The following is a 12749-nucleotide window of genomic DNA, read 5'->3' on the forward strand; positions in this document are numbered from 1 at the left end:
CCCCGCCATGAGCGCTCTGGAAGGTGTGCGCGTGCTGGACATGACGCACGTGCAGTCCGGACCGTCGGCCACGCAGGTCCTGGCCTGGCTGGGTGCCGACGTGGTCAAGCTGGAGGCGCCGACCGGCGACGTCACCCGTCGCCAGCTGCGCGACGTCGCCGACGCCGACAGCCTGTACTTCACGATGCTCAACTGCAACAAGCGCAGCATCACGCTGAACATGAAGTCCGACCGCGGCCGGGAGATCTTCACGCGGCTGGTCGCCGATTCCGACGTGCTGGTGGAGAACTTCGGCCCGGGCACCGTGGAACGGCTGGGTTTCGGCTGGGACCGGCTGCGCGAGATCAACCCGCGGCTGGTGTACGCCTCGATCAAGGGCTTCGGCGAGGGGCCGTACACGCACTTCAAGGCTTACGAGGTGGTCGCGCAGGCGATGGGCGGGTCGATGAGCACCACCGGATTCGAGGACGGGCCGCCGACCGCCACGGGCGCGCAGATCGGCGACTCCGGGACCGGGATCCACACCGTGGCGGGCATCCTGGCGGCGCTGTTCCAGCGCGAGCGCACCGGGCGCGGTCAGCGGGTGTCGGTGGCGATGCAGCACGCGGTGCTCAACCTGTGCCGGGTCAAGCTGCGCGACCAGCAGCGGTTGGCGCACGGTCCGCTGCGGGAGTACCCGAACTCCTCGTTCGGCGCGGAGGTTCCGCGTTCCGGCAACGCCTCCGGCGGCGGGCAACCGGGCTGGGCGGTGCGGTGCAAGCCCGGCGGGCCGAACGACTACGTCTACGTGATCGTGCAACCGCAGGGCTGGCCGCCGATCTCGCGGTTGATCGGGCGGCCGGAGCTGGCCGAGGATCCCGACTGGGCCACCCCGGAAGCTCGGTTGTCCAAACTGGACAAGATGTTCGGGATGATCGAGGAGTGGAGCCTCCAGCACGACAAGTGGGCGGTGCTGGCCGCGCTCACCGAACAGGGCGTCCCCTGTGGACCCGTGCTGTCGACCAGGGAGCTGATCGAGGACGCCTCGCTGGCGGACAACGGGATGATCGTGACCGTCGACCACCCGCAGCGCGGCGAGTTCCGCACCGTCGGCTGCCCGATCAAGCTGTCCGACTCGCCGGTGCGCGTGACGCGGTCCCCGCTGCTCGGCGAGCACAACGCCGAGGTCTACCGGGACCGGCTCGGGCTCGACGCGGACGAACTCGCCGGACTGCGCGCGGACGGGGTGATCTGACCATGGGCTACGACAGAGCCGCGGTGCGGCGGGTGCTCGACGACGCGCTCGCGCGGGGGCGCGTCGCGCTGACCGCACCGGAGGCGCGGCGGCTGTGCGACGCCTACGGCATCCCGACCGCCGAGGAGGCGGTGGCCGCGGGCGCCGAGGAGGCGGTGGAGCTGGCCCGGTCCTTCGGCGGACCGGTCGCGCTCAAGGTGGTCTCCCCCGACATCCTGCACAAGACCGACGCCGGGTGCGTGCTCGTCGGGATCGAGGGCGACGAGGAGGTCCGGCGCGGCTACCGGACGGTGCTGGCCAACGCGCACGCGCACGTCGACGACCCGGTGATCAGCGGCGTCCTGGTGCAGCGCGTGGTCACCGGGCACGAGGTGATCATCGGCGCCACCACCGACCCGACGTTCGGCAAGGTGGTGGCGTTCGGGCTGGGCGGGGTGCTGGTCGAGGCGCTCGGCGACGTGACGTTCCGGCTCGCGCCGGTCAGCCCACCGCAGGCGCGGTCGATGCTCGACGACATCGCCGCCGCCGAGGTGCTGCGCGGGGCGCGCGGCGGAGCGGCGGTCGACGCCGACGCGCTGGCCGACGTGCTGCGCCGGGTCTCCGATCTGGTGCACGACTTCCCCCGGATCCGGGAGCTGGACCTCAACCCGGTGTTCGCGACCGCCGGCGGGGCGTGCGCCGCCGACGTGCGGGTGGTGCTCGCCGACGCCGAACCCGTCGAACCGGTTCGGCACTCCCGGGAGGAGATCCGCACCGCCATGCGGCGGCTGATGGACCCGCGCGGCATCGCCGTGATCGGCGCGTCCAACGAGGACGGCAAGATCGGCAACTCGGTGCTGCGCAACCTGCTGGACGGGGGCTTCACCGGCCGCATCCACCCGGTCAACCCGAAGGCGGACCGGGTCATGGGGATCCCGGCGCACCGCAGTGTCACCGAGGTGCCCGGCGAGGTCGACGTGGCCGTGTTCGCCGTGCCCGCCGAGCACGTGCCCGCTGCGTTGGAGGAGTGCGGGCGCAAGGGGGTCGCGGCGGCGGTGCTCATCCCCTCCGGGTTCGCCGAGACCGGCGAGCGGGCGTTGCAGGACGAGGTGGTCGACATCGCCCGCAGGCACCGGATCCGGTTGCTCGGGCCGAACATCTACGGTTACTACTACACGCCCCGCAAGCTGTGCGCGACGTTCTGCACGCCCTACGACGTGCGCGGCGAGGTCGCGCTGACCTCGCAGAGCGGTGGGATCGGCATGGCGATCCTGGGGTTCAGCCGCACCACGCGGATGGGCGTGTCCGCGATCGTCGGCCTCGGCAACAAGTCCGATGTGGACGAAGACGACCTGCTGACCTTCTTCGAGGAGGACGACAACACGCGCTGCGTGGCCATGCACCTGGAGGACCTCAAGGACGGCCGCGCATTCGTCGAGGCCGCGCGCCGCATCACCCGCGAGAAACCGGTCGTGGTGCTCAAGGCGGGGCGCACCGCCTCGGGCGCCCGCGCGGCCGGGTCGCACACCGGTGCGCTGGCCGGGGACGACCGCGTCTACGACGACGTGCTGCGCCAGGCGGGCGTGGTCCGCGCCCCCGGGCTGGAGGACCTGCTGGAGTACGCGCGGGGCCTGCCGGTGCTGCCCACGCCGCGGGGCGAGAACGTCGTCATCATCACCGGGGCGGGCGGGTCGGGCGTGCTGCTGTCCGACGCGTGCGTGGCCAACGGGTTGCGGCTGATGGACATCCCGCCCGATCTCGACGCGGAGTTCCGCCGCCACATCCCGCCCTTCGGCGCGGCGGGCAACCCGATCGACATCACCGGCGGCGAGCCGCCCGCGACCTACGAGGCGACGATCCGGCTCGGTCTCCGGGACCCCCGGGTGCACGCGCTGGTCCTGGGCTACTGGCACACCATCGTCACCCCGCCCGCGGTGTTCGCCGAGCTGACCGTGCGGGCCGTCGAGGAGGCGCGGGCGGCGGGCGACGACAAGCCGGTGGTGGTGTCGCTGGCCGGGGACACCGAGGTGGAGAAGGCCGCCGAAGTGCTCTACGAGCACGGCATCGTGGCCCACCCGTACACCACGGAGAAACCCGTCGCGGTGCTCGGCGCCAAGTACCGCTGGGCCCGCGCCGCCGGGCTGCTCGGCTGACCCGGGGTCACCGCCGCCCGGGACCGTCCACAGCGGACACCCGGGTCGCGGTGACCCGCACCCGGGCCCAGGCGTTGTTGGCGTACCCCTTGGGGTTCCACAGTTGCGCCTGGCTCTCGGGCTGGACGCCCGCGGCGGTGTCCCACGCCCGCGCGGTGATCTCGACCGGACCGGCGCGCACGTCGAGCCGGTGCCGCCAGAGCCGCCACGCCCACGGGCCGATCGGGTCGGCCAGCTCGGCCTGCCGCCACGTCCGCCCGTCGTCGGTCGAGACGTCGACGCGGGCGACGCCGCGGTCTCCCCCGGCGAAGGCGTAGCCGCGCACGGTCAGCGGGCCCGCCGGGACCTCGGCGCCGTCGTCGGGAACGAGGATGTCGGAGTTGACCGCGACGGGCCCCAGCGCGAACCCCGCTCCCGGCTCGCCCGGGTCCGCCTCCGGTGGCAGCAGGCGGTACGAACGCGCCTGGAAGTAGTTGTCCGAGGGCGGGTCCTGCACGGTGATCCGCTCGATCCACTTGACGCTGCGCGCCCCCACCTGCCCCGGCACGACCACCCGCACGGGACCGCCGTGCACCACCGGCAGCGGCGCCCCGTTCATCGCCCAGGCCAGCAGCACGTCATCGCGGTGGGCCGCCGCCAGCGCGATCGAGCCGCCGAAGCGCTGGGGCGGGGTCGCCTCCGGCGACACGTCGGTGCCTTCGAACGCCACGTGCCCGGCGTCGCGGGCCGCTCCGGCGGCGTCGAGCACGTCGCTCAGCCGCACGCCGGTCCAGACCGCCGTCGACGTCGCTCCGGCACCCCACGGGGCCTCGCCGGGGATGTCGCGCACCCGCATCAGCCCCGCGCGCCGGTTCCCGGCGCACTGCAGCGTCGCGACGATCTCGTGCACCGGGAAGCGGGCGCGCAGCTGCGCCAGCGGCAGCACCAGCGGCTCCGCGACCCGCCCGGTCACGCGCAGCCGCCACTGCTCCGGTTCGATGCGCGGGACCGGCCCGTGGTTGCGGACGAAGAACGCGTCCGTGCCGGTCACGCTGCCCTCGGCGAGCACCGCGGCGGGCGGCTCGGCGTTGAACGGTTCCGCCTCGTGCACGGTCATGTCCGCCCGCTTGCCCCACACGGCCACCGCCTCCCCGGTCCGGGATCCGATCGTCCGGCCACCACCGGATTCCCCCGTATCGGCGACCCACGATCAGGTGAGTGCCATGGCGCGGTGCTCCGGTCAGCCGCGCACGGCGCCCAGGGCCCGGGGGACGCTGTCGAAGCTGCGGAAGCGGTCCTCCTCCCGGACCAGGTGCAGCAACCGGTCGACCTGCCTGCCGGGAACCAGGCACAGCGCCATCGCCCGGGCGCCGGCGCGCTGCTGCGCCTCGCACAACCACTCCAGGCCGTCGCTGCCGAAGAAGGTCACCTCGGACAGGTCGACCACCATCGTGCGGGTGCCGTCCGAGCAGATCCGGTCCAGCAGTTCCCGGAGGCGCGGCACCGCGGCGGCATCGACCTCGCCGGACGCGGCCACCACCGTCGTGTCGTGGTCGGGTCGGTCCACGGCGAAGCGCGCTGCTTCCGGGTCAGCGCTGCCGTAGTCATGCGTCATCGTCGTCACGAAGCACCCCGCGATCTGTCGGGTCGGGCGACGGTCCGCTCGCAACCTGCATGCGAGCACGGCGACTCCCACCCTAGCGAGGTTCTCGCGTTCCGTCGAAGTCACCGCGCGCTTGCGCACGGCGCGTCGCGGGTACGGCAACAGCATCCGATCGGGTGTCCGCTGGCCGTGGAGGAATGATGCTCGGAGTGTTCCTGATGTTGGTGGCCGCGCTGTGCAACGCCACCGCCTCGGTGCTGCAACGCCGCCAGGCGAAGGAGCAGACCTCCGGCTTCTCGCTGTCCATGATCGTCGACCTGGCGCGGCGCCCGCTGTGGATCCTCGGGATCGCGACCATGATCGTGGGATTCGTGCTGCACGCGGTGGCGATCTCGGTGTCGCGGATCGCGCTGGTCCAACCGCTGCTCATCACCGAGCTGCCGTTCACCCTGCTGCTGGCGTCGTGGGCGTTCCGGCTGCGGATCCCGCGGCACGACTGGACGGCGATCGTGCTGGCCTCGGCCGGGCTCGCGGTGTTCCTGGCATGCCTGTCGCCCGAGGGCGGCGATCCCCGGGCGTCGGGCGGCGCGTGGGCGCTGGGCGTGTGCGTGACGCTGGTGCCGATCCTGGTCCTGGTGGTGCTGGGCTACCGCGGGCGGCGTGAGCACCGCGCCGCGCTGCTGGGCATCGCCACCGGCGCCGCGTTCGGGTTGAACTCCGCGTTCATCGCCGGGATCGGCGCGTCCGTGGCGAACGGCGGCGGACTGCTGTCGACCTGGCAGACCTACGGTGTGGTGGTACTGGGCCCGGCGTCGTTCTTCCTGCTGCAGAACTCCTTGCAAGCCGGGAACCTGGTCGCCTCCCAGCCCGGGTTCACGCTGACCAACCCGCTGGTGTCGGTCGCGTGGGGGCTGGCGGTGTTCGGCGAACGCGGCTACACCGGGCCGTGGCTGGTGGGTTCGGTCGCGGGGGCGCTCATGATCGCCGCGGGCACCGTGCTGCTGTCCCGCTCGGACCTGCTGCACCCGGATCGCGGGTGAGCGCACCGCGATCCGCGCGCTCCGCGGAACCGGCGCGCCCGTCTTCGAACCCAGAGCAGGCGCGGCGAGCGGCGGAGCCGCTTTCTCTTCCGTCGAGTGGTCTCGCAACCGGCGCCGCCACCCGCAACGAGTTCGAAGACGGGCTCTTGCGGGTGCGCCCGCGAGATCACCGCCAGGGCGTCAGCCCGTCGGCAGGTAGCGGGGCGGGCGCCGGGCGGGCAGCACCCGTTCGGCGGCCGAGGCCAGCGACAGCAGCCGGAAGTCCTGCCGGTCACCGGCCGTGAGCAGCAGGCCGACCGGCAGCTCCCCGATCGAACCGGCGGGCACCGACACCGACGGGTAACCGGCCACGGCCGCCGGCGTCGACGACGGGATGATGTCGTTGTCGCCGCGGCGGCAGTCCGTGGTCCACGCCGGCGGGTTCGTCGGCGCGGCGATGGCGTCCAGGTGGTGGGCCGCCAGGGTGTCGTCGATCGACCGGCGCGCGAGGTCGGTGAGCTCCGCGCGGATCGCCCGGTACCGCGGGTCGGTGGTGGGCGGTGCGGCCAGCGCGCGCTCGAAGAGCTCCTGACCGGCGAAGCAGCTGCGCTCCCGCGGGTGGGTGCGGTTGAACTCGATGAGCTCCGCGAGGTCGCGGGGACCGCGCCGGGTGGCGAGGTAGGCGTCGATGTCCCGGTGGAACTCGCTGAGCAGCGCGGGCATCTCCAGCTCGGCGAGCCGGTCCTGGTGCGGCGGGGTCACCTCGACGACCTCCGCGCCCGCGGCGCGGAACCGCTCGGCCGCACCGGTCAGCACCGCGTCGACGTCGGGACCCAGCTCCGGCAGTCGCCACAGCCCGATCCGCTTGCCGCGCAACGATTCCGGGCCCGGGAAGGGGTCCGGTCCGGCACCGCGCAGCACCGACAGCGTCAGCGCCGCGTCGACGACGTTGCGCGCCATGGGACCCGCGGTGTCCTGTTCGGACGAGATGGGGACGACGCCGGTTCCGCTGACCACCCCCAGGCTCGGTTTGTGCCCCACCACCCCGTTCATCCCGGCCGGGCACACGATCGAACCGTCGGTCTCGGTGCCGATCGCGACCTGGGACAGCGATGCGGCGACCGCGGCGGCCGATCCCGCCGACGAGCCGCAGGGATTGCGGTCCAGCACGTACGGGTTGTTCGTCTGCCCGCCCACCGCCGACCACCCGGACGTCGGCCGCTCGGCGCGGAAGTTCGCCCACTCCGACAGGTTCGTCTTGCCGAGGACCACCGCCCCCGCCGCGCGCAGCCGGGTCACCAGTACCGCGTCGGCGTCCGGCGGGGGCCCGGCCAGCGCCAGCGAGCCGGCCGTGGTCGGCATCTCGCGCGTGTCGATGTTGTCCTTGAGCAGCACGGGAATTCCGTCCAGCGGACCGCGGACCGCGCCGGTGCGGTGGCGGACGTCGCTGGCGGCGGCCTGCGCCAGCGCCGTCGGGTCGGTGCGCAGCACCGCGTGGACCCGCGGGTCGACGTCGCGGATGCGGCGCAGGTAAGCGCCGGTCAGCGCGGTGGCGCTGAGCTGCCCGCGCGCCATCCGGTCCTGCAGCTGCGGGATCGTCGCCGAATCGAGGTCGATGCCGAGGCCGTGCGCCTCGGCGGGCGGGGATCCCGGGAATCCGATGGCCAAAGCGGTGACGAGCATCACGGCACCCAGTCTGCGCATGGCACCATCAGACACGGTCCGAACGGTCCAGGACAAGATCTTTCGCCGTGGATCCGGCGGTCGTGGCGCTGTTAGGCTCCCGTGGTGGCTGCTCGTCGAGTACCCGGGTACTGCACGCTCTGCAAATCGCACTGCGGTTCCGTCTCCGTGGTCGAAGGGGACCGCCTGCTGTCCGTCGAGCCGCTGACCGGTCATCCGACCGGCGGCGCGCTGTGCGCCAAGGGCAGGGCGATGCCCGAACTGACCGCGAGCCCGAAACGCCTGCTGCGGCCGCTGAAGCGGACCAACCCCAAGGACGCCGACGACCCGGGCTGGGTGCCGATCGGCTGGGACGAGGCGCTGGACGAGATCGCCGCGCGGCTGGCGGACATCCGCGCGGAGAGCGGCCCGGAAGCGGTCGCGTTCGCCGTGACCACGCCCAGCGGGACGCCGATGGTCGACGGCAGCGAGTGGGTGAACCGGCTCGTCCGGCACTTCGGCAGCCCGAACATCATCTACGCCACCGAGATCTGCGGCTGGCACAAGAACTTCGCGCACGCGTTCACCTACGGCCGCGGCATCGGCACGCCGGACTACCGCAACGCCGAGCTGATCGTGCTGTGGGGGCACAACCCCGCGCGCACCTGGCTCGCGCAGGCCAGCGCGATCGGCGAGGCGCGCCGCGACGGCGCGACCGTGGTCGTCGTCGACCCCAAACGCGCGGGCAGCGGCCAGCAGGCCGACCGCTGGCTGCGCATCCGGCCCGGCACCGACGCCGCGCTCGCGCTCGGCGCGGTCCACCACCTGCTGCGCGGCGAGTCCTACGACGCCGAGTTCGTGCGCGCCTGGACCAACGCGCCGCTGCTCGTCGACGACACCGGGGAACTCCTGCGGGAGCAGGGCGACTTCCTGGTGTGGGACACCGCGTCCGGCGCGCCCCGGCGCTACGACACGACGCGGCCGCTGCGGGCACCGGAGGCGGTGGCGCTGCGCGGCCGGTTCCGGATGCCGGACGGCCGCACCGCGCGCCCGGTGCTGGACCTGCTCGCCGAGCACGTCGCGAAGTGGACCCCGCAGCGGGTCGCCGAGACCACCTGGATCGACGAAGCCGACGTGGCCGACTTCTACGCGCTGCTCGCCGAACACCGGCGCGTCGCCTACTACTGCTGGACCGGCGTCGGGCAGCACACCAACGCCACCCAGACCGAACGCGCCATCGGCGTGCTGTACGCGCTGCTCGGCTGCTACGACCAGCCGGGCGCGCTGCGCTGGCTCGACGAGCACCGCACCAACGCGCTCGGCCCGTTCTCGATCCTGCCGCGGGCGCAGCGCGAGAAGGCCCTCGGCCTCCGGGAGATGCCGCTCGGCCCGCCCGCGCAGGGCCACGTGACCGCGCGGGACTTCCGGCGGGCGGTGCTGTCCGGCGAGCCCTACCGGGTGCGCGCGATGGTCGGGTTCGGCGCGAACATGGTGGTCTCCCAGGGTTCGGCGGAGGACAACCGGGATGCGCTGCGCGCCCTGGACTTCCAGGTGCAGTGCGACATGTTCGCCAACCCGACCGCGCGGACGGCCGACATCCTGCTGCCGGTGTGCGCGCCCCCGGAGCGGGAGGGGCTGATGATCGGCTTCGACAACAGCGCCGAGGGCCTGGAACACGTCCAGCTGCGCCCGCGGGTGCTGCCGCCCGCCGGGGAGTCGCGCTCCGACTACGACATCGTGTTCGGGCTCGCCGAACGGCTCGGGCTCGCCGCGGAGTTCTTCCACGGCGACCTGGACGCGGGGTGGAACCACCAGCTCGCCCCGCTGGGCATCACCGTCGACGAGCTGCGCCGCCACCCGGAGGGCGTGCGCATCCCGCTGAGCCAGCGGGACCGCGAGTACGCGACCGAGCGGCCGGACGGCACGGTCACCGGGTTCGCCACCCGCACCCGGCGCGTGGAGCTGTACTCGGAACTGCTGCGCGAGCACGGCCAGCCCGCGCTGCCGACGTTCACCGAACCGGACCCGGTCCGACCCGGCGACGCGGCGTTCCCGTACGTGCTGACGACCGCGAAGAACGGCCACTTCACGCATTCCTCGCTGCGCTCGCTGGGTTCGCTGCGCCGCCGCTCCCCCGACCCGGGCGTGGACGTCCACCCCGCGCTGGCCGCCGAACGCGGCCTCGCCGAAGGCGACTGGGCCGCCGTGCGCACCCCGCGCGGGCAGGCACGGCTGCGCGTGCGGTTCGACGACACCCTGCACCCGCACGTGGTCATCGCCGAACACGGTTGGTGGGACGACTCCCCGCCGACCGGCACGCCCGGGCTGGCGGCGCTGGGCGAGCGCACCAGCAACATCAACGCCGTGCTCTCCGACAGCACGCGCGACCCGGTCAGCGGCTCGGTCCCGCTGCGCGCCGTCGCCTGCGACGTCCGCCGCGACGACGAGACCTCGGCGGGCAACTGGGCGGGCTGGCGGGCTTTCCGCGTCACCGACCGCCACCCGGTGGACAACGACGCCGTGGCGCTGACCCTGCGGCCGGTCGACGACGGCGCGGTCCCCGAGTTCCGGCCCGGCCAGCACGTCGCGGTCCGCGCGCCGGAGCTCGGCGCGCAGCGCGCGTACTCGCTCATCGGCGCACCGGGTTCCGGGCTGCTGCGGATCGCGGTGAAGAACATCGGCGGCCGGATGTCCGCGCACCTGCACGACTCCGCGCCCGACGTCCTGGAACTGCGGGCCCCGACCGGCGTGTTCACCCCGCCCGTGCGTGGAGACCGGCCGGTGCTGTGCATCGGCGGCGGCATCGGCGTCACCCCGTTCCTGGGGTACCTGGAAACCCTCGCCCGCGAGCGGACCTCCCCGCCGCGGGTCCAGATCGTCTACACCCGCCGCCGCGCGCCCGGACCCGCACCGCTGGCCGACCGGCTGGGCGAACTCGCCCGGCAACTGCCCGCGGTGTCGGTGCACGAGCACCTGACCGGCCAGGGAACCGGCCGGTTCACCGCCGACGAGCTGGACGCGGACCTGCTCGCCGCGCGACCGCTGGTCTACCTGTGCGGCCCGGCCGCCCTGATGGCCGAGCTCACCGACCAGCTCGTCGCCCGCGGCGTGCCCCGTTTCGACGTCGTCACCGAGGAGTTCTTCACCGAGGTCGAGATCCCCGAGTCGCTGGCCCCCGCGGAGGTCCGGTTCCGCCGCAGCGGCAGGCGGATCCGCTGGACACCGGACTCCGGATCGCTGCTGGACGCCGCCGAGGCCGCCGGGATCCCGCTCGGCAGCGGCTGCCGCACGGGGGTCTGCGAGTCCTGCCGCGTCGAGGTCCGCACCGGCGACGTCGCCCATCTGTCCACGGTGGACGCCGCCGTCGGGGACTGCCTGACGTGCCAGGCGATTCCACTGTCCGATGTGGAGCTGGACGCGTGACGTGCCCGGCCTCAAAGCCTGGTCTTTGAACTCGTTTTGCGTGGCGGTGCCGGTAGCGGAACCTCAGCGGCCGTCTCGGCTCCGGGGTCCCCTCCGAGGACAGGCTTCGAGCCTCAGTCGGCGAGCCACGCCGTTGTGGCACCCGGCAGTTCGCCGGTCCAGGTGGGAACGGCGTCGCTGCGGCACAGCAGGTGGCCCGGCAGGTCGAGGCGGACCGGGTCGGCGCCGAAGTTGGTGGCGCAGGTGAAACCCGGTTCGCGGCGCAGGACCAGCACGTCCTGCGGGGCGTCGAGCCAGCGCAGCGCGCCGTCGCCGAGCGCCGGGTGCTCCCTGCGCAGCGCCAGGGCGGTCCGGTAGGTGTTGAGCACCGAGTCCGCGCGGTCCCGCTGCGCGGCGACGCTCAGCGCACCCCAGTCCGGCGGTTGCGGGAGCCAGGTGGCGGGGCTCGCACCGAAGCCGAACGGCGGCTCGTCACCGTTCCACGGCAGCGGCACGCGGCACCCGTCGCGGCCGGGGTCGGTGCGGCCGGAGCGTTCCCAGATCGGGTCCTGGCGGGCCTCGTCGGGCAGGTCGAGCACCTCGGGCAGGCCGAGTTCCTCGCCCTGGTGGACGTACACCGACCCGGGCAGCGCGAAGCTGAACAGGGCCGCCGCGCGGGCCCGGCGCAGTCCCACCGCGCCGCCGCCGTAGCGGGTCACCGGGCGCTGCACGTCGTGGTTGCCCAGCACCCAGGTCGTGGTGGCGCCGACCTCGGCGGTGGTGGCCAGCGAGGAGTCCACCACGGACCGGAACTCCGCCGCCGACCACGGGGCCTCCAGCAGGGCGAAGTTGAACGCCTGGTGCAGCTCGTCCGGGCGGACGTAGCGGGCCAGCCGCTGCGGCGTCGACGCCCACGCCTCGGCGACGCCGATCCGCTCGCCCGCGTAGGAGTCGAACAGCCGCCGCCAGTCGCGGTACACCTCGTGCACCTCGTCCTGGTCGAAGTACGGCAGTTCCCCGCGCCCCAGCAGCGAGATCTGCTCGCGCAGGCCGGTGTCGGGCAGGTCCGGGTGCTTGATCACGCCGTGCGCGACGTCGATGCGGAAGCCGTCCACCCCGCGGTCGAGCCAGAACGCCAGCACCTTGCGGAAATCCGCGCGGACCTGGGGGTTGCGCCAGTTCAGGTCCGGCTGTTCCGGCGCGAACAGGTGCAGGTACCACTGCCCGTCGGGCACCCGGGTCCACGCCGGACCGCCGAAGACGGATTCCCAGTCGTTGGGCGGTTCCTCGCCGTCCGGGCCCCGGCCGTCGCGGAACAGGTAGCGGTCCCGGGCGGGCCCGCCGGGCGAGGCCAGCGCCTCGGTGAACCACGGGTGCCGGTCGGAGGTGTGGTTGGGCACCACGTCCACCAGAACCCGCAGCCCCAGCCGGTGCGCGTGCGCGAGCAGGTCGTCGAAGTCCGACAGGGTGCCGAAGCGGGGATCGACGTCGCAGTGGTCGGCCACGTCGTAACCGCCGTCGGCCATCGGTGACGGGTAGAACGGCGTGAGCCAGACCGCGTCCGCGCCCAGCCACGCCAGGTGCGCCAACCGGGCGCGCACCCCCGCCAGGTCGCCGTCGCCGTCCCCGTTGCCGTCCGCGAAGCTGCGGACGTAGACCTGGTAGACGACGGCGTCGCGCCACCACCCGGACATCGCACCTCCTTCGTCGGTCCGCGC

The 12749-nt window shown here is 73.6% G+C and carries 8 protein-coding genes; 4 read left to right on the forward strand and 4 right to left on the reverse strand.

The window, feature by feature from the left end; translation table 11 throughout:
* Window positions 1-7: 7 nt before the first annotated feature.
* A complete protein-coding gene (gene frc, locus NV263_RS15800; RefSeq protein WP_263247036.1) occupies window positions 8-1234 on the forward strand; it encodes a formyl-CoA transferase in 1227 nt (408 codons plus the stop codon).
* 2 nt (window positions 1235-1236) lie between these two features.
* Window positions 1237-3366, forward strand: a complete 2130-nt coding sequence (locus tag NV263_RS15805; RefSeq protein ID WP_263247037.1) for an acetate--CoA ligase family protein — start codon at window positions 1237-1239, stop codon at window positions 3364-3366.
* A gap of 7 nt (window positions 3367-3373) precedes the next feature.
* On the opposite strand, the gene NV263_RS15810 is transcribed toward NV263_RS15805, so the two are convergent.
* Together NV263_RS15810 and NV263_RS15815 are read right to left on the reverse strand one after the other, a co-directional pair.
* Window positions 3374-4483, reverse strand: coding sequence for a sulfite oxidase (locus NV263_RS15810; protein WP_263247038.1), 1110 nt, complete (start codon window positions 4481-4483; stop codon window positions 3374-3376).
* A gap of 102 nt (window positions 4484-4585) precedes the next feature.
* The gene (locus NV263_RS15815) at window positions 4586-4960 is read right to left on the reverse strand and encodes an STAS domain-containing protein (RefSeq protein WP_263247039.1); all 375 of its coding nucleotides are present in this window, start codon (window positions 4958-4960) and stop codon (window positions 4586-4588) included.
* 185 nt (window positions 4961-5145) lie between these two features.
* Here NV263_RS15815 and NV263_RS15820 point away from each other — a divergent pair, with 185 nt between their 5' ends.
* Window positions 5146-5988 carry a DMT family transporter gene (locus NV263_RS15820; RefSeq protein WP_263247040.1) on the forward strand — a complete coding sequence of 281 codons (843 nt, stop codon included), beginning with the start codon at window positions 5146-5148 and terminating at the stop codon, window positions 5986-5988.
* Between the two features lie 180 nt (window positions 5989-6168).
* Here NV263_RS15820 and NV263_RS15825 read toward each other — a convergent pair whose 3' ends face one another.
* Entirely contained in the window at window positions 6169-7671 is a 1503-nt protein-coding gene (locus NV263_RS15825; RefSeq protein ID WP_263247041.1) for an amidase family protein, read from the reverse strand.
* Window positions 7672-7755: 84 nt separating this feature from the next.
* Between NV263_RS15825 and NV263_RS15830 the strand changes: the two genes are divergently transcribed.
* Complete coding sequence (locus NV263_RS15830) at window positions 7756-11052, forward strand: molybdopterin-dependent oxidoreductase (RefSeq protein WP_397545603.1); 3297 nt, start codon at window positions 7756-7758, stop codon at window positions 11050-11052.
* 113 nt (window positions 11053-11165) lie between these two features.
* Here NV263_RS15830 and NV263_RS15835 read toward each other — a convergent pair whose 3' ends face one another.
* The gene (locus tag NV263_RS15835) at window positions 11166-12725 is read right to left on the reverse strand and encodes a glycoside hydrolase family 13 protein (RefSeq protein ID WP_263247043.1); all 1560 of its coding nucleotides are present in this window, start codon (window positions 12723-12725) and stop codon (window positions 11166-11168) included.
* Window positions 12726-12749: the final 24 nt, after the last annotated feature.

The sequence above is a fragment of the Saccharopolyspora rosea genome (genome assembly GCF_025643595.1).
GTDB classification, from domain to species: domain Bacteria; phylum Actinomycetota; class Actinomycetes; order Mycobacteriales; family Pseudonocardiaceae; genus Saccharopolyspora; species Saccharopolyspora rosea.

What these genes read in the sequence shown, in the direction of transcription:
- NV263_RS15815 (WP_263247039.1), bottom strand. Translation starts at nt 4,960, where the DNA reads ATGACGCATGACTACGGCAGCGCTGACCCGGAAGCAGCGCGCTTCGCC.
- NV263_RS15835 (WP_263247043.1), bottom strand. Translation starts at nt 12,725, where the DNA reads ATGTCCGGGTGGTGGCGCGACGCCGTCGTCTACCAGGTCTACGTCCGC.
- NV263_RS15820 (WP_263247040.1), top strand. Translation starts at nt 5,146, where the DNA reads ATGATGCTCGGAGTGTTCCTGATGTTGGTGGCCGCGCTGTGCAACGCC.
- NV263_RS15805 (WP_263247037.1), top strand. Translation starts at nt 1,237, where the DNA reads ATGGGCTACGACAGAGCCGCGGTGCGGCGGGTGCTCGACGACGCGCTC.
- frc (WP_263247036.1), top strand. Translation starts at nt 8, where the DNA reads ATGAGCGCTCTGGAAGGTGTGCGCGTGCTGGACATGACGCACGTGCAG.
- NV263_RS15825 (WP_263247041.1), bottom strand. Translation starts at nt 7,671, where the DNA reads ATGCGCAGACTGGGTGCCGTGATGCTCGTCACCGCTTTGGCCATCGGA.